Here is an 18,588-nt window from a genome sequence, read left to right on the forward strand (position 1 = left end):
GCGCTCTCGTGGCGGGCGTGGAGCCCGGGGCCGGCGCCTCACGGGCCGCGGCCCCGCCCGCGTCGCCTTCGCGGGGGCTCCGCCCCCGCACCGCGCGCCGCGGACGCCGGCGGGACCGACTCGTCGGCCCGGTCAGCGGGGGGTGACGGAGAGGCCGCCGAGCCCGTTCGTGCGCAGGGCGACCGACCCGTACGGGGTGCGCAGTCTCAGCCACGCGCCGGAGGACAGGAGGGCGACGGGCACGCCGGGGCGCAGGAAGCCCAGGGAGTGCGCGGCGTGCACGGCGCGCAGCGGCAGGCCGGTGCCGCCCACGTCGCGCGACCAGATCTCCCGGCCGATGCGGTCCCGCTCGGCGCGGGTACGCCGCTCGGCGGGCAGCGCCTCGTCACGGGCGCGGAATTCGGCGACGGCCGCCGCCACCGCGCCGCGCATCTCCCGCACACCGGGCAGGCCGGGCACGTCGCTCCAGCCGCCGCGCGGCGGGAGCAGCCCGGCCCAGGGCGGACCGGTGACCGCGCCGGGCACGGCGAACTCGGCGCCGCGCACCGACTCCAGCAGTTCACCCGCCGACACGGTGACGTCCAGCTCCACCGGCTCCGCCAGGCGGGCCGTGCGGATGGCGAGCACTTCGAACGACGGCGGCCGCCCGAAGACGGCGACCGCTCCCCCGCCCTGTCCGACGAGCCGGACGGCGGCCGCCCGGTCGTAGTGGATCAGCCGGGCGAGGAAGGCGGCGAGGTCGTCCGCCTCCCTCGCATCGGCGAGACGCAGGCTCTGCACGGGTACGGGCATGGGCGCGGTCATGCGACGAGGGCGTCCTCCGGGCTGTCCTCCGCCGCGTTCCCGGCGGCGGCACGGTCGCCCGTGCCGTCGTCCAGGTACCGCTGGAGGAAGGACTTCTCCTCCGCGGAGATCCGGCGCGGACGCTGCTCGGCCAGGTTGAACGGCACCACGACCGTGGAGGCCCGCACATACACCGTGCCGCCGTCGTCGGGCTCCTTCACCTCGTAGGCGATGGTCAGCGACGCCGCGGTGATCCTGGTGACCCAGGACTCGATGACCACCGGCTCGTGCCGGTGGACCAGCGGCCGCACGTAGTCGATCTCGTGCCGGGCGACCACGGATCCGCCGGAGAAGGACGGCGACCCGTCCCCCGGGGCCAGCCGGAACATGAAGTCGATCCGCGCCTCTTCCAGGTACCGCAGGAAGACGACGTTGTTGACGTGCCCGAAGGCGTCCATGTCCGACCAGCGGAGGGGACAGCGGTAGATGTGGCGGGCCATGCGCTCAGCCCCGGGTGAGCTTCTTGTAGGTGGCGCGGTGCGGCCGGGCCGCGTCCGGGCCGAGACGCTCGATCTTGTTCTTCTCGTAGGACTCGAAGTTGCCCTCGAACCAGAACCACTTCGAGTCGCCCTCGTACGCCAGGATGTGCGTGGCGACCCGGTCGAGGAACCAGCGGTCGTGGGAGACGACCACCGCCGCGCCGGGGAAGTCGAGCAGCGCGTTCTCCAGGGAGGAGAGCGTCTCGACGTCGAGGTCGTTGGTGGGCTCGTCGAGGAGCAGCAGGTTGCCGCCCTGCTTGAGGGTGAGCGCCAGGTTGAGGCGGTTGCGCTCACCGCCGGACAGGATGCCCGCCGGCTTCTGCTGGTCCGGGCCCTTGAAGCCGAAGGCGCTGACGTAGGCGCGGGACGGCATCTCGACCTGGCCGACGTTGATGTAGTCGAGCTCGTCGGAGACGACGGCCCACAGCGTCTTCTTCGGGTCGATGTTGGCCCGGCTCTGGTCGACGTAGCTGATCTTGACGGTCTCGCCGACCTTGATCGTGCCGGAGTCCGGCTTCTCCAGGCCCTGGATCATCTTGAACAGCGTGGTCTTGCCGGCGCCGTTCGGGCCGATGACGCCCACGATGCCGTTGCGCGGCAGGGTGAACGACAGGTCGTCGATGAGGACCTTCTCGCCGAACGCCTTGGAGAGGTTGGTGACCTCGACGACGACGGAGCCCAGACGCGGGCCCGGCGGGATCTGGATCTCCTCGAAGTCCAGCTTCCGCATCTTGTCCGCCTCGGCGGCCATCTCCTCGTACCGCGCGAGACGGGCCTTGGACTTGGCCTGGCGGCCCTTCGCGTTGGAGCGGACCCACTCCAGCTCTTCCTTGAGCCGCTTGGCGCGCTTGGCGTCCTTCTGGCCCTCGACCTTCAGACGGGTCTGCTTGGTCTCCAGGTAGGTGGAGTAGTTGCCCTCGTAGCCGATGGCGCGGCCGCGGTCGAGCTCCAGGATCCAGCCCGCGACGTTGTCGAGGAAGTACCGGTCGTGGGTGATGGCGACGACGGTGCCGGCGTACTTGGCGAGGTGGGCCTCGAGCCACTGGACCGACTCGGCGTCCAGGTGGTTGGTGGGCTCGTCGAGGAGCAGCAGGTCGGGGGCCTCGAGCAGCAGCTTGCACAGGGCGACGCGGCGCTTCTCACCACCGGAGAGGTTGGTGACGGGCCAGTCCCCGGGAGGGCAGCCGAGGGCGTCCATGGCCTGCTCGAGCTGGGCGTCGAGGTCCCAGGCGTTGGCGTGGTCCAGGTCCTCCTGGAGCTTGCCCATCTCCTCCATCAGCTCGTCCGTGTAGTTCGTGGCCATCTCCTCGGCGATGGCGTTGAACCGGTCGAGCTTGCCCTTGACCTCGGAGACGCCGAGCTGGACGTTCTCCAGGACGGTCTTGCTCTCGTCGAGCGGCGGCTCCTGCAGCAGGATGCCCACGGAGTACCCGGGCGAGAGGAAGGCGTCGCCGTTGGACGGCTGCTCCAGACCGGCCATGATCTTGAGCACGGTGGACTTACCGGCACCGTTGGGGCCGACCACACCGATCTTCGCGCCGGGCAGGAAGCTCAGCGTCACGTCATCGAGGATGACCTTGTCGCCGTGCGCCTTGCGCGTCTTGCGCATCGTGTAGATGTACTCAGCCAAGAGAAACCGTCCGGCAGGCAGTGGGTGGGCAGATACACCCATCTTGCCGTACGCCGCGCCATGGACGAAAACCGCGGTGCGCCCGGGCCGTCACCCTTGCCCGGCCGGGTACGCCGCGGGCCCGGCACGCGCTGCGTGCCGGGCCCGGGACGTGGGGTCAGCGAGCCGTTACTGTCCGGCTGCCGCCTTCTTCTTGCGCAGGACGAACATCGCGCCGCCGCCCGCGAGGACGAGGACGACCGCGATACCGGCGATCATCGGGGTCGCGCTGGAGCCACCGGTGGCCGCGAGGTCGCCCTCGCCGCCCGTGGTGCCCTCGGAGGAGCCGCCGGCCGAGGCCGGGGTCGGCTCGGAGGACGGGGTCTCCTCCTCCGGGGTCTCCGGTGCCGGGGTGCCCTGGGTCTCGCAGTCGAGAACACCCTGGAAGCGCTCGGAGAAGCCGTTCGGGCCGGTGATGGTGAAGTCGTACGCCTGGTCCTCGGCGACCGGCACGGTCACCGTCTTCGACTCGCCCGGCGCGACGGTGTGCTTGATGCCCGCGAGCTCGAAGGTGAACGGGGAGTCGCCCTCGTTGCCGGCGGTGACGTCGACGCCGCCCTTGGCGCAGTTCTTCTCGGCCGTGACCGAGGGGATGGCGCCCTTGGTGGCCCAGGTCGCCGTCGCGTTGGCGGTCACCGTGGTCTTGCTGGAACCGGCCAGGATCTGCGTCTGGCTCTTGCTGGCGCTGGCGAACGCGCGGCCCACCGGCACCGAGGTGGTGGCCTCGACCGTCAGCGAACCGGAGCCGTCGGCCGCGCCCTCGGGCACGTCGAAGCACAGCTCGGTGCCGTTGGCCGCGGAGGTGACGGGCTTGCCGTCCTTGTCGGTGATCTTCACACCGGAGACGGCGGCGTCGGCGGGGGCGGCCACCGAGACCTCGGCGGCGTTGGTCTGCACCGTGACGGGGCCGAGCTTGCTGCCCGCCTTGCCGGAGACCGCGCTGGGCTCCAGGGTCAGCGAGGTCTTCGGCTCCTGGAGGCTCTGCGCGCTCTCCTGGAGGTAGTCGGCGAGCTTCTCGGCCTGCTTGCTCTTGGCCTCGACCTCGGCGCCGTCCGAGAAGCGCCAGATCGCGACCTGGGTGCCGGCGGCGGCGGTCTTCTTGGAGAGCTTGCCCTTGATGCCGGCCTTGTCCGCGAGCGCGGCCAGGTCGTTCACCTGCGGGTAGGAGTTCTGGAGGATCCAGAGGATCTTGCCCGCGTCCTTGTTGGCGCCGAGCGAGGTCTGACCCCAGGGGGTCTCCAGGTACTTCGCCTTGTCCTGGGTGGGGTTGTGGATGTCGATGCAGTAGGTCTGCAGGACGCCACCCCCGTCGACGGTCATCTCGAAGAGACCGGCCGAGATCTCCTTCTTCTTGGTCTCGTCGCCGTCCTTGTACGTCAGGATGGCGTCGTCCCAGGTCTTCAGACCGTCGAGCGTGGCGACGGCACCCCCCGGGTTCTGGCCGGGCTCGTCGGCGGCGGCGGTGCCGGCGCCCGCGACGGAGCCCATCGCCAGCAGGCCGGTGGCGACGGCCGCGGCGGCTATCCGCCTGCGCGCATTGCGCCGCCCGGTCATGGCGGTAGCAGAGAACAGAGCAAACACAGAATTCCCCTCCGGGCGAGACGTTCGCATGGACGCGCGGATGCGCACACGTGTGATGCGTGGTGGGAGAGTCTCGCCAGCACTCTCATGTGCTCGATGAGCACGCCGGAATCCTATGGACGGGGGGATGCCGCGTCCCCCTTCATACCGTCACACAACCATTCCGAATCGGAATCGTTATCACCGGGGACCGTAACCGGCCTTCACCCCGCGTTTCTCCGTCACCGCATCGACAAATCGCCACGACTTTGCGTCACATCGCGGCTGCGGTCTGCTTCGGCGCACCGCCCGGATCCCCCTGTTCCGCGCCGTCCGGCCCGTGCTGACGGGTGCTCACCTGCGATTCTCCCCGCAAAGCCCGGCGGAACGCCGCGGTGCCCCGCGTCAGGTCGTGGCCGGCGGCGAGCGCGTCGATGTCGACGTACGTCCGGCGGCGGCCGTCGGAGTCCTCCTCCCGCACTTTCAGCCTGCCGTGCACGACGAGAGGTTCGCCGACGGAAACGGAGCCGGCGAGATTGGCCGCGAGGGACCGCCAGGCGAAGACCGTGTAGAAGTTCGTCGGCCCGTCCGTCCAGTTACCGCTCGTACGGTCCCAGCGCCGGGACTGAACCGCGAATCGGAATCGCGCCATCCCGCCCGCGGCCGTATCCCGGTACTCCACATTCGTGGCGACATTCCCCACCACCGTCACCAAGGTGTCGTTCATGACGTGCGCCTCCCGTGCTCCCGACCGGCTGGCATCGCCGGTCCCGGCCCGCGTGCCGCCTGTCCGGCGGCGCGTCGGTGAATCCGGGATCCATGCTGGCCGGGACGCGGAGGTCCCGCCGACCGCTGTGGACGAAGGCCCCGTTGTGGACAACTCCGTCACCCTTTCCGGGCACGGCCCCTGACGGAGCCGCACCCCGGAACACAGCGGACGTCACCCGATCCGGGCGCGGGTCCTGGCACGGGTCCCGCCGGGGCCGGCGCCCGGCCTCGCCGGGCCGGAGACCGTCGCGTACCGCTCCCGCACCTCCCGGTAGCGCATGAGTTCGGCCGCGACCGGGTCGAGCACCTTCGCCCGGCCGCAGCCCGCCGCCGCCTCGTGCAGACGCCGTCTGACGTCCTGTCCGTATCGCCTCGCCGGCCCCTTCGCGGCCGCCGCGCACGCCCACTCCACCAGGGGCCCGCCGACGATCCCGGCGAGCATCACCAGCACCGGCGGGACGATCCCCGGTTCCAGCACCCCGATGATCTGGCCCACCAGCCACAGGGCACCGTAGATCTGAAGCAGGGTCATGGCCGCCTGGGCCAGGACGGCGGCGGGCCACCACCGCGGCCGCTGGGGACGCTCGCCGGTGGCCTCCGCCTCCCGGACCGCCAGTTCGTCCAGCGCCTCGGGCAGTCCCCGGGCACCGCGCTGCGCGGCCTCCCGGACGGCCTGCGCCCACGGTGTGGGCAGACCGCTCGCGGCCTCGTCGGCGACGGACCTGACGGCCTGCTCGACCCGCTGCCGCGCGGTGAGTTCGTCCTCCGCGGGCGGCGGCGGCTCGAGGGAGGCGGCCCCGGGCATCCGGGTGCGCTCGTACCAGCGCCACAGCCTCAGCCACGGCGTCCCGCAGGCCCGTCCGGCGTTCCTGCGCCACGCGCGTTCCGCCGCCTCGCCCGCCGCCGTGGCACCGACGGCGTCCGCCAGCCGGGCCGAGAAGTCCTCGCGGGCGCGTTCGTGCAGCCCCGTGCGGCCGTCGGCCACGTACACCGGCCGCAGGGCGGCGGCGGCCGCGTCGACGTCCGCGGAGAGCCTGCGCGCCGCCGCGGTGCGCTCCTGGACGAACGTCCCCACCATCTCGCGCAGTTCCCCCACGCCCTCGCCGGTGAGGGCGGACAGGGAGAGGACGGTCGCGCCGGGTTCGCCGTGCTCCCCGACCGCCATGCCGTCGTCGTCGAGGAGCCGCCGCAGGTCGTCGAGGACCAGGTCGGCGGCGTCTCCGGGCAGGCGGTCGATCTGGTTCAGCACCACGAAGGTCACCTCCGCGTGCCCGGCGAGCGGCCTCAGATAGCGCTCGTGGAGCGCGGCGTCGGCGTACTTCTCCGGGTCCACGACCCAGATGACGGCGTCGACCAGCGCGAGGACCCGGTCGACCTGTTCGCGGTGGCGGACCACGGCGGAGTCGTGGTCCGGCAGGTCGATGAGGACCAGCCCCTGCAACTGCTCGTCGCCGTCCCCTCCGGCGAGCGGCCGGCGGCGCAGCCGTCCGGGCACCGCGAGCCGGTCCAGCAGCCCCGCCGCGCCCTCGGACCAGGTGCAGGCGATGGGGGCCGACGTGGTGGGCCTGCGCAGACCGGTCTCGGCGATGCGGACGCCGGCGAGCGCGTTGAAGAGGGTCGACTTGCCGCTCCCCGTCGCTCCGGCGATGGCCACGACCGTGTGCCGGGAGGAGAGCCGGCGCCGTGCCGCGGCCTCGTCCAGCACCCGCCCGGCCTCCGCGAGGGTGCGGCCGTCGAGTCTGGCCTGGGAGAGTCCGAGCAGGTCGCGCAGGGCGTCGAGCCGGTCCTTGAGAGGTCCGCCGTACGCGTCGGCGCCGGGGTCGCCGGCGCCCTCGCCGCCGTCCCCGCCGGCGGTGGCGGAGCCGTGCGGGCCGTCGTCGTCCCCGGTGGACGGGCCGTCGTCGTCCGGGCCGGGCTCGCCGTCCGGTGAGGTCCTCCGCTCGGCGCGGCGGGCGATCAGTCCGTCGTCCCAGCGGTCGCCGGTCTCGTTCGCGTCGTCGGTGATGGCGGTCACCCCGCGCTCACCTCTCCTTCTGCAGTAGGGACAGCGCGGCGATCAGCTCGGCCTGCGGCTCGGGGGTCACCTCGAGCGCGTCGAGGGGGGCGAGCCTGCGGTCCCGTTCGCCGTGCAGCACGTCGTCGATGGTGGTGGTCACGAGCTCGCCGCCCTTGTCCCGCAGCCGCAGCGCACCCTGGGCTCCGATGCGTTCGGCCAGCCGCTCGCCCGCGCCGCGGGCGCGCCGGCCGCCGAGCAGGGCGGTGGCGAGGAGGGCGGCGACGGTCTCGGCGTCGGGGGCCGCGTTGCGTTCCATGCCGCGGACCTCCTCCTCGGCGAGTTCCTCCAGGACCCGCCGCCAGCGCCGGACGGCGATGCCGATCCGCTCGCCGCTCTCCAGGTCGGCCCCGCTGTCGGGCCCGAAGGCCCCCGCGGCGGGTTCGCGCCGCCAGGCGTTCGCCACCTGCTCGTCGGCGGCGGCGACGGCGCACTGCAGCAGCGCGGACAGACTGGCGACGAGGGCGTCGAGGAGTTCGGCGGCCGAGCTGTCGCGGGGGTAGCCGCGCCAGCGGGTGCGGGCGTCCCCGGCCAGCACGGCCCCCGCGCGCAGCCGCCCGCGGACCCGTTCGCGCTGTGCGGCGTACGCCTCCTCGACGGCGCCGGTGAGCCGCACGGCGGCCGCGTACTGCGCGGCCACCGCGCTCGCCAGCTCCGGCATCCGCGATCCGAGCGAGTCGAGGACGCCGCCCGCGGTGCGTCCCAGCGCCTGCTGGCGCGCCGCGGGGTCCTGCGCCCGGTGGGCGAGCCAGGCGAGCAGCGGGGCGACGGCGGTGGTCGGCAGCAGACCGTTGCCGCCGCCCGCGGACTCGGGCAGTTCGGGCACGGTGAAGCGGGGCACATGGCCTAGGCCCGCCTTGGTGAGCAGGGCCGCGTACTGCCGCGACACCTCGTCGACGACCTGGTGGGGCACCCGGTCGAGCACGCTGACGAGGGTGGCGTCGTACTCCTTCGCGGTGCGCAGCAGATGCCACGGCACCGCGTCGGCGTAGCGCGAGGCGGTCGTGACCATCACCCACACGTCGGCCGCGCAGATCAGCTCGGCGGCGAGCCGGCGGTTCTCCACGACCAACGAGTCGATGTCCGGTGCGTCGAGGAGCGCGAGGCCGCGCGGCAGGGTCGAGGCCGTCTCGATCCGCAGCGACTTCTCGTCCGCTCCGCCTCTGCGGCGCCCGGAGCCCTTGCGCGCGAGGAGTTCGTCCTCGGGGTCGGTCTCGTCCTGCGGGGGCATCCAGACCCGGGTCAGGTGCGGCAGCACGCGCATCCCGGCGAACCAGTGGTGGTCGTCGGGATGGCACACCAGCACGGGTGTGCGCGTGGTGGGCCGCAGCACGCCGGCCTCGCTGACGCGCCTGCCCACAAGGGAGTTGACGAGCGTGGACTTGCCCGCGCCCGTGGAGCCGCCGATGACCGCGAGCAGCGGTGCGTCGGGGTCCTTGAGGCGCGGCACGAGGTAGTCGTCGAGCTGCGCGAGGAGTTCTGTGCGCGTCTGCCGGGCGCGGGAGGCGCCCCGCAGCGGAAGCGGCAGACGCACGGCGGCGACACGGTCGCGCAGGGCGGAGAGTGCGTCGATCAGCTGAGGCCGTGCATCCAAGGTCACCACATGCGAAGAATGCCCAATTTTGGAGCCTTTTTGAAGCGTATGGACATCTCTGCGCGCCGATCAGACAGATGGGACAGAAGGGGCGAGTGGGACCCAGGCATAACGAGTGCACAACACCCGCCGCGCGAGGCGTCAAAAGCGATGCACGAATCGCACCTGCCTGCGATTATCGGTTCGCTTCACCGAACCTCCACATCGTGCCACGCAGGTGAAGCAGCCGGGCCGAGGGCAAGGGAGCCCTATCCTTGTGCCCGGCAAGGCCGCGGACGCCCGAGAGGGGCTCCAGGCCGCATCCGGCCCCCGTAGCTCAGTGGATAGAGCAGGCGCCTTCTAAGCGCTTGGCCGCAGGTTCGAGTCCTGCCGGGGGCGCAAGCACAGGATGACCAGCGGAAACGCTGGTCATCTTTTGTATCGGCCGCTAGCACAGAGCGAATTAGCCAAGCGCCTAGCCCGTGAACCATATCGGGCGTACCGTCGGATCACACCCCCCGGACCCTTACAGCCAACCCGGGGGCGAGACCCATTCGCGTACCCGAATGGGAACGGGAGGTCACGTTGCCCGCCGTCACAACCACATTCCTGGAGTCCGCCGGCCGTCCGCCCTGCGTCAACCTCCGGCCAGACGTCGCGTCATGGATCCGCTCTCTCCGCGCCCGCAACCTCTCGGAGAACACGCAGCGGATCTACCGGCGCGCCGGAGAGTCGTTCGCCGCCTACCTGCTCGAGGAGTACGAGCCCGCGGCAGAGGGCGGACGCCCGGCGCCGGCCTCGCTCGACGACATCCACCGCGAGCACGTAGAGGCGTACATCGCGGACCTCCTGCAGCGCACGTCCGCCGGGAACGCTCACCAGCACTTCAGGTCGTTGAAAACATTCTTCAACTGGCTGGTCGACGAGGAGGAGTTGAACCGCTCCCCCATGCGGACGCTCAAGGCTCCGACCGTGCCGGAGGTCGAGGTACCGATCATCCCGGACGACTCCCTCAAGCGACTGCTCGCCGCATGCAAGGGGACCGGGTACAAGGAGCGTCGAGACACCGCGATCATCATGCTTTTCCTCGACACCGGGGTCCGCCTCTCGGAGCTCACCGAACGGCGAGTGAAGCACCTTGACTTGGATCTCATGGTGTTCCACGTCGTCGGCAAGGGCGACCGGGAGCGGTCGGTGCCGTTCGGGCGGAGTACGGCCCAGGCGCTCGACCGATACCTCCGGGCGCTCGGCAAGCACCGCGGGCGGGCGCTCGAGGACGAGGACGCCCTGTGGTGGAGCGTGAAGCGTGGCTGCCGGCTGACGATCTGGGGGGTGGGGACGATGATCGAGAACCGCTGCAAGGAGGCCGGCATCCCACATGTCCACCCGCACCAGTTCAGGCACACGTTCGCGCATCTGTGGAAGCTGCAGGACGGCTCGGAGGATGACCTCATGCGGATCACCGGATGGCGTTCCCGGACGATGCTGTCCCGCTACGCGGCCTCCGCGGGAGCGGAGCGTGCACGGCTGGCGCACAAGAGGTTGAGCCCGGGGGACCGGCTGACGTAGCCGGTCCCCCGCGGGGACTCAGTGATCGCGGCCGCTCTCCGGATGGGGGGCGGCCGGTTCTGTGGTGCTGTCATACGCCCGGCTGTGTTCGCTTCGCGACCACCGGCCGGTGTCGACCGACTCTTGGAACAAGTCGGTGAGGGCGCTCACGATCTCTTCGGGCTTGGCGCCGAAGTCGATTGCAACCTCTACGTGCCGTCGACTGTCATACAGGGCGACGGGGCACTCTCCGTGCAGGTCGACGGCCTGGACGCGGATCCGCGGTACCTCTGTCACTCGACCCCCATTCCCGCACGCGCACAGACATGAGTTATCGCACGTACGTTCGATCTGCACGAGGTCCGATCACTCTACGCGCAGGGGCCGCAATAGTGGCGTCACCTGAAGGAGTGAACATGAAACATTTTTGCCTTGAAGCAAACGTGTTCGATCAGTCGCCCTGATCGCGCTTCCGGGCCTGCTCGATGAAGGCTCGTGTCGCCGGCATGCCCTCACCTTCCGCACCGGCACGGTGGGCCACCCGGACCACAGCATCCGTGTCGCCGGCGGGGGTGGAGAAGGGGTCACCGATCTGCCACCCGAGGAACTGGCGAGCGGCAGCCGCCTGAACCCGCTCGAGCGGCAAGGAAAAGCCCGCAGCGATGGCGCGCATGAGCGGGGGGTTGACCTTCACATCCTGACCGGACGCAACCTTCCACAGGAGGTTCGCGCTCGGGCGGTAACCGGAGTCCGGGTCCACGGCCCGCTCGGAGACCTGCTCCCAGGTGGGCAAGCCGCTGCCGCGCTGGCCGGCCCTCGCGCTCATGAGCTCAGCGAGCGTCTCGGTGTCCCGACTGGTCACGGGCGGGTCTCCTGGTCTGCGGCGTGGCCAGGATGAACCGGCAGTCCACCCAGTGGCGGGGTACCACGCGCGCGCAAGACCATTGTCCACACTTCGACTCAGGGTTGCCTACGTGGCCTGCAAAGTAAGGCTCAAAACAGCGCGGCGTGTGTACACATAGGGGACGCATGCATGGGTGGTGGACACGCGATTAGCTCTATGCTTAGCTGTCCCCATCCTCGAATGGGGATGAACAACCGGAGGAAGCCGCGTGCCCGACGCCAGATACCACCTGCACGACGGGGCCCTGCTGCAGCGGCTGATGAAGTACCCCCTCCCCGGCGGCCAGGTATGGAGCGTCCGCACCCTTGCCGACGAAGTGGGGGTGTCGTACAGCAAGATCCAGAAGCTCATTACCGGCGAGCGGGCCGGCATAGGCGGAGCCCATGCCAACGCGATCGCCACTGCAGTCCAGTCCACACGGGCTGCTCTTTTTTCGGCCACTCCATCCTCATTCGGGGATGGGAATGAACGGAGGACCACCCCCCATGGACCCCACGACCCGCACGCTGCGCGCCCGACTCGCCGCGCACACGAGCTGGGCGAACACGCTCGACCCCGCGTCGAGGACGGCGAAGGCCAGGTCCGCGGCGCTCGGCCGGTTTGAGAAGCGGGCCCGCGAGATGCACCCCACGGCCACGGACGAGCAGATCGCTCGCGTAGCGGAGCAGCTCAAGCGGGCGCACTACACGGCGATGCAGCTCAAGGCCGCCGCATCTCGCCGCGCCCGCAAGGCCAGCGTCGCCACGGCCTGAAAAACAACGGGGCCGCCCGGACCGGCATCCGGAACGACCCCTCGGCTCCACCTCACACACAGAAACGAGGCTCACCGTTGAGCACCAACCCTAGCGACTCCGGCCGTACGGCCGCTCTCGCGATCGACGCGCTCGGCCGCATGCACCGCGACGCGGCCGCCATCAGCCGCGTTCTCACCCAGCTCCTCGCCGACGCCGGCGACGACCTGCCCGACCTGACGCGCATCCAGACGCAGGTGGGATACAGCGACTACCCCCCGTGCATCCGGCTGCGCGCCGGCGACCCCGACGTCGCCCGCGCCTGGGCCGCACACCTGGGAGTCACGCTGACCCGAAAGGACGTCCCGACCGCAGTCATCGACGGCGGATCCCGCCACTACGCAGGCTCCACCGAGCGGGACGGCGTCCAGGTGGAGATCGGATCGTGCACCAACTACTACGGCCCCGCCGAGTGGTCCGCTGCCCTGGCCGAGACGCCGGCGGACGAGGCCGAGGTGACCGCGTGATGACGACGCCGACCACCCCCGCCGCCGCGCTCACAGTGCAGACCAGCGACGTACGCCACAACCCCGCCCAGCGCGACCGGATGATGCACGCCACCGCCGCCGTCGAGGACGTCCTCGGCGCGCTGCAGGGCGGCACCCCGAGCAACATCAGCCTCAGCACCGACCAGGACGGCACCGTCCGCGTCACCATGACCTGTGGCGCCGAGGTGGTCCGCGAGTTCGCCACCTGCTTCGGTGCCGAACCCCGCCTCATCTCCTGTCTGTTCGGCGAGGGCGCGCACTGGTACGAGGCGGACGCGATCGTGCGTGGCGTCGCCGTGAAGGCCGGGCACCTCACCAGCACGCAACCCGCCGAGGCCACGGACCCCTGCCACCCCTGCGGCTGCCCGAAGCGCTTCAACCGCCACGCATGGGGCTGCCCCACCCAGTCCGACGACACGCTGGCGTCCCCGACGGCCGACGTGACCGAGTCCCACGGCGGTGAGTCGTGACGACTATCGGTATCCCGCCCCGCACACCCGCCGAGTGGGACGTGCCCCCGGCCCGGCTCACCGAGCAAATGGCCGGCCTCGTCGCCCGGCAGCGCGAGCAGCTCGAGGCCGAGCTCGCCGAGCTCCGCGCGCACGCCGAGCAGCACCTCGCCGCCCGCGGCGAGGCACCGACGGCGGAGCACTTCGCGGACTGGCACGACTTCCTCGACATTGACCCCGACCTCCGCGGCCGCGACTACCGGACAGGAGGCAGCCGGTGAGGACGACCTTCCTCCTCGACGCAGTGCCGGGCATTCACCCGGGCACGGAGATCGACCTCACCCGGGACTGGCTCGACTTCCTCGGCGGCCGCTGGCGCTGGACCGAGAAGCACACCGACGCCGGCGTCCCGACGATGCGGCAGATCGGCACGGACGCCCCCACGGAGCTGTACCCGCTGGACGAGCTGTACCTGTGGCGCGGCCCGTTGACACCGGCCCCCCGCCCCGCGACCACGGACCAGGCCGCCGCCGTGCTCCACGCGCCGTACAAGGGCGACGAACAGGTCCGTCCGCCGCTCCCGGTCAAGCCCGTCCTCAAGTCCCCGGCAGCGACCGCCGTCGCCGCTGTCGTCGCGGAGCCGAAGCCCGCCGACCCTGTGCCGTCGCCGGGCATGTTCGCCCAGTTCCTCGCCCGTCTGCGCCGTGGGGGTGCCCAGTGAAGTTGGACCTTCTCCGCCTCATGTCCCAGGACGTGCAGGCCGCCCTGGTCGCGAACCGGCGGACCGCGATGGGTATCGCGCTGGCCCTGGAACCGCGCGTCTCCGCCGCATTGGCCGGCGCCCGGCGGGAGGCGGCCGCAACGGCGCTCGCCGACGCGGCCACCGACCTCACCCACCTGCCCCAGTGGTTCACCCCCGCCCCGGGCGCGGACTGGGAAATCGGAGTGCTGGACGCCGCGACCCGTGTCGGTCGCACGGCTGAGAAGACCGCCGCAGAGAAGGACACCCGCGACAGCGTGTCGCACACGGGCGAGTCCACTCCGCTGGTCGTCTCGCGGTTCGACGTCGTCCTGCAACCCGCGCCGGAGGAGGGGCAGCTCCTCACCATCGGCGCGATCGCCGAGGACGGGCGCGCCGTCGCCCTGGTCCTCGACCCCGAGACCCGGGCCCGGCTCGCCGACTGGCTGCGGCCCGTCGCCCGCGTCTGGGTCGCCCGGCACGTCGACCAGCCGACCCCGCTCGGCACCTACGACGACCCGGCCGCCGCGCAGGAACACTGCGAGGCCGAGCTGTCCGCCGAACACCCCGCCGGCACCGCGCTGCTGTGGCGCTGGGACACCGACGAGGACGCGCCGGACGATCAGCCGCGCGAGCTGGTCGCCCGGATCGACGACACCGAGACGCCAACCGGCTACCTGGTCGCCCCGGTGGACGTCCAGTCCACCTACGACACCGAGGCCACCTGGTGAGCCCGGCCCCCTCGGCCCGCCTGGCCGAGCTCGAGGACCAAGAGCAGGCCCTGCTCCTGCTGCTCCCGACCGAGGACATCACGGACCCGGGCGCGCGGGAGGCGTGGCAGCAGGTCGCCGCCGTCCTCGGCGTCGCGGTGCCGTACACGCGCCCGCTGGACGAGGAGCCGATCCCGTACACGCTCGTCGACCCGACGCCCTGTGCCCTGGTGTCCTCGGCCCGGCTCCGGGCGTTCCTCGCCCCCGCCCATCCCCGGCCGGGGAGGCGAGTCCGGTGACTCTTCTGCTGCCGCCCCGGTTCGACCGGGTCACGCACATCACCATCGCCGTCCCCATTCCGACGGCGCCCGACCTGCAGGGCCCCGACAGGCGGGCCGTGATCCCGGAGCGTGTCGAGATCACACTCAGGCGGACCGAGACAGGCCCGGACGTCCGGGAGTGGGCGCACGTCGCAGTCATCGGCCCGCGCCGCCTGCGTTCCGGCGCCGCCGGTCGGCACATCTCCGTGACCGGGTGGGAACGGGCACTCAACCGCGGCCCGCACGGCCACGTGCACCGGCCCGTCTGGCTCACCCTGACCCTGCGCCAGCAGCTCCCGGACGGCTGGCACTCGGCCGTCCTCGACCTGGCGGGGGTGACTCCGTGACCACGACCGACAGCGTCCTTTGGCCGGTGGCCATCTCCGCCGGCGCCTGGGGCCTCGGGCTGATCGTGGTCTTCCGCACTGCCCCCGCCGTCGCGCACGCCACCGTGCGCCTGGTCGTGGCCGTCCGGCGGGCGGTGCGCCAGCAGGCAGTGGTCGTCACGGCCGTGGTCGTCCTACTGGGAGGTCCTCGTGCCTGACACCGTCCTGTTCCTGCTCCTGGTCCTCGCTGTCGCCGCCGCCATCGGCGGTCCGGTCTGGGCCGTGCACACGGTGCGGGCTCTCGCCCGGCGCCGGTGGTGCCCGCACCTGCCCGCTCTTCACCACCCCGGCCCCCGGGGCCGGGTGCGGTGCGAGATGTGTGGCCGCCGCCCCGCCCCGACACGACGGTGACCGGCGAGCCGGACGGTGCCCCGCGGTGCGGGAGCCCGGCCCGTCCGCATGACGCCGCCCCGCCCCGGCTGTTCCCCGCGGGTTGGTTCTGCGCCCTTCACACCCCACGCGCCCGCCGCGGCCTGCCGGAGATTCCGCCCGGCCCCGGCTGGCCCCCCGGCAACTACCTCAACCGCGACCTCGAGCACCAGGAGGACACCCATGACGACTGCACCCGCGCGACGGAGCCCGGCCCCGACCCCGCGTGACCTCGCCCAGCGGCCGGCCCCCGCGCCGCTGGCGTCCGACGCTCTGATCGAGACGCTCAGCAGCCTCCCCGACGGCGCATTCCTCGCTGTCTGGTACCGGGGCATGGACAGCTCCTCGATGGGCCGGTCCGTGCGCCTGGTCGGCGCCGCGCTCGCCGAGCTGGCCGACCCCGACTCCGGGCAGATCCCGCCCCACCGCCAGCCCCGCGCCGCCGGCCTCATGACGGCCACCGGCCTCGCCCGCTACCAGATCGACGGCGCACTCAGCCTCATGCGCAAGCGGCTCTGGCTCCAGATCCGGCGCGCCCCCGGCCCCAACTCCCGCTCCTACGACCGGTGCGACCTGCTGCTCCGCATCCCCGCCCGGTACCTGCCCGGCCTCACCAAGTAGCCCAGGAGACCACCGACATGCCCACGCCCACCCAGCACTGGACCGACTCGCTGCACGACTCCGTGTGGTCCCTGTACGCCGCGGCGCACGAGTACCAGACCGCCGCCCGCGCCGCCCACGTCGCCCTGCAGTCCGTGGAGATCGACCGCCGGCAGATCCACGAGGGCCAGGTCGACGCCGTCCGCCTGATCGGCGACCGGGGCGACTCGCAGACCCGCCGGCGCGAACCGCACCAGCAGGCTGTGTTCGCGCTGCACCGGCAATACGGCGACATCGCCCGGGGCATGGACCGCCGGTACCAGGACGCCGCCCTGCTCTACGCGACCGGCGCGGTGTGGGCCGTCAACGCCGTCCTCGACGGCGACACCCCGCCGGTCGTGGAGTTCCTCCGCGACGAAAACGGCGACCTGGTCCACCGCGCGGTGACCCTGCCGACGCTGGACCGCTACTCCGAGGCCACCGCCTTGGCGGCCGCGTACGAGCGCCTGGCCACCTGCATGGACGCGGAGCGGTACGCCGAGGACCTGGCCGGCGCCGACTACGTCACCGAACCCGAGGCTGCCGAGATGTTCCGCGCCGGTGCCGAGGCGGACGGCATGGCAGACGCCGCGTTCGCCTACGGCCTCGCCGCGCAGAAGGCCGTCAGCTTCGTCCTCAACGGCCCCCGCCGCGAACGCGAACGGCAGCTTGCCCTCGCCCGCGCAGCCGCGGCGGCCGACACCACCACCGCCTGACCCACCCCGGGAGACCACGCCATGTCCGCCGCCGTCGCGCACGCAGCACCCACCGGTGCTGCCTCGGCGCGCCCCCACGCAGCCGCGCCCGCGGCCGCCGGGGCACGCCCGCGCGCCGGCGGCGGCTTGCGTATCTGTGTGCCCCTGCGCCTGGTTGTAGGTGCGCAGTACCGCGACGCGGCCCTGCGCACCTACATCAAGATCGCAGCACTCGCCCTCAGGCCCGCCGGCTGCCGCGCCAAGGTCGTCACGATCGCCGGATGGCTCGGGACGTCCGCCTCGGAGATCGAGCGAGGCCTGCGCGACCTGCAGAACCCCGACCCGGTCGACGGCATCACCGAGGTCCTCACCACCCGCAAGACCATGCGGGACGGCACCGGCGAGTCCGCCCACCGCACCGTCCGCCCCGTCGAGACGGACGCCGGCGAGCTGTTCGTGTGGATCCCGGTCCGGGCCGCGGACGTCCTGCGGCCCCGCCTGCTGCGCCTGTACGGGGCGATCGCCTACGCGCAGGCCCGGCGCATGCCGCTGACCGTGCGGGAGCTCGCCGACCACCTGCGCCACGAGTCCGGTGACCACCAGGGCGAGACGCTCACCGAGCGGCAGACGGCCCGGCTCCTGGACGAGCTCGCCGCCACCGGCTGGATCACCGTCCACCACCGCCAGGGCCCGCGCGGCCGCCATGCCTATGAGGCCAACCCCAGCCCGCTGCACAGATGCTCGAGCAGATGGGAGAGGCCGGGTACGGCCTCGTCCAGTCCCTCGCCAACGCCTCCGATCAGCAGTTCAAGGACATCGTCGCCAAGCTCAAGAAGACCGGCGACATGGCCAAGGCCACGCTCGCCGATTTCACCCAGCAGCTCACCGGGGTGAACAAGGGGCAGCAGCAGTTCTCGGCGGACCTGCAGCAGCTCGCCGCGATGGGCTACGGCGACCTCGCCATGGCGCTCGCGGCGCAGGGCGACGCCACCGCGATGCAGCTCGCGCGGGGCGCGGTGACCGGCGGCGCCCGGGAGCGGGACGCGGCCAACAAGGCCGTCCAGTCCAACCGGGCGACGCTCACGGGCGAGGACCTGGCCGCGTCCCTGGTGCTGCTGTCCACGCTGCGTGGCGGCCCGGGCCGCGGGTATGCCGAGCTGGTCGCCGCAGGCCTCGACCCGGGCACGATCCGGGCCCTGGTGCCCCGGATGCTCGGGCAGATTCAGGCCCTGCCGGAGGAGAACAAGGCGCACTTTCTGCGGCAGTGGGCGCAGCAGGGCGGTGGGGTGGCGATGGCTCGGGGCGGGATCCTCACCCGGCCCACCGCCGTCCTCGCGGCGGAGGCCGGCGACGTCGAATCGTGGATCCCCGTCAACGGCTCCCCGCGCTCGCGTGGGCTGCTGTCCGCCACTGCACAGCTCATGGGCTACAGCCTCACCCCGGCGGCCCGCTACGGGCCCGCCCGGGGCGCAGGCGCCACGAGCGTGCGGGAGGGCGACCGGCATTACTCGGTCACCCTCAACGGCGCCCGCCAGACCACGGCGGAGCAGGCGCGCGACGTGGTCCGTCACATGGAACTCCTCACCTGAGAAAGGGGGCCGCCGG

General features: G+C 72.2%; 21 protein-coding genes and 1 tRNA gene. 14 read left to right on the forward strand and 8 right to left on the reverse strand.

All coding sequences use genetic code 11. The annotated features are described in order from the left end of the window. Positions 1-132: 132 nt before the first annotated feature. The 7 genes from EAO77_RS02595 to EAO77_RS02625 form a co-directional block, all read right to left on the reverse strand. Positions 133-792 carry a hypothetical protein gene (locus EAO77_RS02595; protein ID WP_147988901.1) on the reverse strand — a complete coding sequence of 220 codons (660 nt, stop codon included), beginning with the start codon at positions 790-792 and terminating at the stop codon, positions 133-135. A gap of 8 nt (positions 793-800) precedes the next feature. Next, positions 801-1,283, reverse strand: coding sequence for an acyl-CoA thioesterase (locus tag EAO77_RS02600; RefSeq protein ID WP_147986509.1), 483 nt, complete (start codon positions 1,281-1,283; stop codon positions 801-803). A 4-nt stretch (positions 1,284-1,287) separates the two neighbouring features. Continuing rightward, positions 1,288-2,952: an energy-dependent translational throttle protein EttA gene (gene ettA, locus EAO77_RS02605; protein ID WP_147986510.1), complete on the reverse strand. Its 1,665-nt coding sequence runs from the start codon at positions 2,950-2,952 to the stop codon at positions 1,288-1,290. A 168-nt stretch (positions 2,953-3,120) separates the two neighbouring features. Then, the gene (locus tag EAO77_RS02610) at positions 3,121-4,545 is read right to left on the reverse strand and encodes an LAETG motif-containing sortase-dependent surface protein (RefSeq protein ID WP_147986511.1); all 1,425 of its coding nucleotides are present in this window, start codon (positions 4,543-4,545) and stop codon (positions 3,121-3,123) included. Between the two features lie 280 nt (positions 4,546-4,825). Beyond that, a complete protein-coding gene (locus tag EAO77_RS02615) occupies positions 4,826-5,278 on the reverse strand; it encodes a single-stranded DNA-binding protein (RefSeq protein ID WP_147986512.1) in 453 nt (150 codons plus the stop codon). Between the two features lie 213 nt (positions 5,279-5,491). Further along, positions 5,492-7,333 carry a YfjP family GTPase gene (locus tag EAO77_RS02620; protein ID WP_147986513.1) on the reverse strand — a complete coding sequence of 614 codons (1,842 nt, stop codon included), beginning with the start codon at positions 7,331-7,333 and terminating at the stop codon, positions 5,492-5,494. A gap of 7 nt (positions 7,334-7,340) precedes the next feature. Beyond that, the gene (locus tag EAO77_RS02625) at positions 7,341-8,966 is read right to left on the reverse strand and encodes a dynamin family protein (protein WP_147986514.1); all 1,626 of its coding nucleotides are present in this window, start codon (positions 8,964-8,966) and stop codon (positions 7,341-7,343) included. Positions 8,967-9,271: 305 nt separating this feature from the next. Between EAO77_RS02625 and EAO77_RS02630 the strand changes: the two genes are divergently transcribed. Continuing rightward, positions 9,272-9,344: transfer RNA gene (locus tag EAO77_RS02630), tRNA-Arg, on the forward strand. Positions 9,345-9,530: 186 nt separating this feature from the next. Then, positions 9,531-10,514 (forward strand): tyrosine-type recombinase/integrase, encoded by a 984-nt coding sequence (locus EAO77_RS02635; protein WP_261993776.1) that lies wholly within the window; start codon positions 9,531-9,533, stop codon positions 10,512-10,514. A 430-nt stretch (positions 10,515-10,944) separates the two neighbouring features. Here EAO77_RS02635 and EAO77_RS02640 read toward each other — a convergent pair whose 3' ends face one another. After that, on the reverse strand, positions 10,945-11,355 hold the full coding sequence (locus EAO77_RS02640; RefSeq protein ID WP_147986515.1) for a hypothetical protein: 411 nt from the start codon (positions 11,353-11,355) through the stop codon (positions 10,945-10,947). Between the two features lie 527 nt (positions 11,356-11,882). On the opposite strand from EAO77_RS02640, the gene EAO77_RS02645 reads away from it, so the two are divergent. The 12 genes from EAO77_RS02645 to EAO77_RS02705 all read left to right on the forward strand — a co-directional run bounded on the left by EAO77_RS02645 (position 11,883) and on the right by EAO77_RS02705 (position 18,572). Beyond that, positions 11,883-12,149 carry a hypothetical protein gene (locus EAO77_RS02645; protein WP_147986516.1) on the forward strand — a complete coding sequence of 89 codons (267 nt, stop codon included), beginning with the start codon at positions 11,883-11,885 and terminating at the stop codon, positions 12,147-12,149. A 77-nt stretch (positions 12,150-12,226) separates the two neighbouring features. Beyond that, positions 12,227-12,655, forward strand: a complete 429-nt coding sequence (locus EAO77_RS02650) for a cobalt-precorrin-5B (C(1))-methyltransferase (protein ID WP_147986517.1) — start codon at positions 12,227-12,229, stop codon at positions 12,653-12,655. Then, a complete protein-coding gene (locus EAO77_RS02655) occupies positions 12,655-13,146 on the forward strand; it encodes a hypothetical protein (protein WP_147986518.1) in 492 nt (163 codons plus the stop codon). The genes EAO77_RS02650 and EAO77_RS02655 overlap by 1 nt, the downstream gene beginning before the upstream one ends. Then, on the forward strand, positions 13,143-13,406 hold the full coding sequence (locus EAO77_RS02660) for a hypothetical protein (RefSeq protein ID WP_147986519.1): 264 nt from the start codon (positions 13,143-13,145) through the stop codon (positions 13,404-13,406). The genes EAO77_RS02655 and EAO77_RS02660 overlap by 4 nt, the downstream gene beginning before the upstream one ends. Further along, on the forward strand, positions 13,403-13,846 hold the full coding sequence (locus tag EAO77_RS02665; protein ID WP_147986520.1) for a phiSA1p31-related protein: 444 nt from the start codon (positions 13,403-13,405) through the stop codon (positions 13,844-13,846). The genes EAO77_RS02660 and EAO77_RS02665 overlap by 4 nt, the downstream gene beginning before the upstream one ends. Before the next feature lie 20 nt (positions 13,847-13,866). Beyond that, a complete protein-coding gene (locus tag EAO77_RS02670; protein WP_147986521.1) occupies positions 13,867-14,595 on the forward strand; it encodes a hypothetical protein in 729 nt (242 codons plus the stop codon). Then, positions 14,592-14,873 carry a hypothetical protein gene (locus tag EAO77_RS02675; protein WP_147986522.1) on the forward strand — a complete coding sequence of 94 codons (282 nt, stop codon included), beginning with the start codon at positions 14,592-14,594 and terminating at the stop codon, positions 14,871-14,873. Before EAO77_RS02670 ends, EAO77_RS02675 begins: the two co-directional genes overlap by 4 nt. Then, a complete protein-coding gene (locus tag EAO77_RS02680) occupies positions 14,870-15,241 on the forward strand; it encodes a hypothetical protein (protein WP_147986523.1) in 372 nt (123 codons plus the stop codon). Before EAO77_RS02675 ends, EAO77_RS02680 begins: the two co-directional genes overlap by 4 nt. Then, positions 15,238-15,438 (forward strand): hypothetical protein, encoded by a 201-nt coding sequence (locus EAO77_RS02685; RefSeq protein ID WP_147986524.1) that lies wholly within the window; start codon positions 15,238-15,240, stop codon positions 15,436-15,438. The genes EAO77_RS02680 and EAO77_RS02685 overlap by 4 nt, the downstream gene beginning before the upstream one ends. 394 nt (positions 15,439-15,832) lie before the next feature. Further along, positions 15,833-16,270 carry a hypothetical protein gene (locus EAO77_RS02695; RefSeq protein WP_147986526.1) on the forward strand — a complete coding sequence of 146 codons (438 nt, stop codon included), beginning with the start codon at positions 15,833-15,835 and terminating at the stop codon, positions 16,268-16,270. Between the two features lie 17 nt (positions 16,271-16,287). Continuing rightward, positions 16,288-17,004 carry a hypothetical protein gene (locus tag EAO77_RS02700; RefSeq protein ID WP_147986527.1) on the forward strand — a complete coding sequence of 239 codons (717 nt, stop codon included), beginning with the start codon at positions 16,288-16,290 and terminating at the stop codon, positions 17,002-17,004. Positions 17,005-17,732: 728 nt separating this feature from the next. Beyond that, positions 17,733-18,572 carry a hypothetical protein gene (locus tag EAO77_RS02705; RefSeq protein ID WP_147986528.1) on the forward strand — a complete coding sequence of 280 codons (840 nt, stop codon included), beginning with the start codon at positions 17,733-17,735 and terminating at the stop codon, positions 18,570-18,572. Positions 18,573-18,588: the final 16 nt, after the last annotated feature.

The organism is Streptomyces sp. T39 (assembly GCF_008042045.1).
GTDB lineage: Bacteria > Actinomycetota > Actinomycetes > Streptomycetales > Streptomycetaceae > Streptomyces.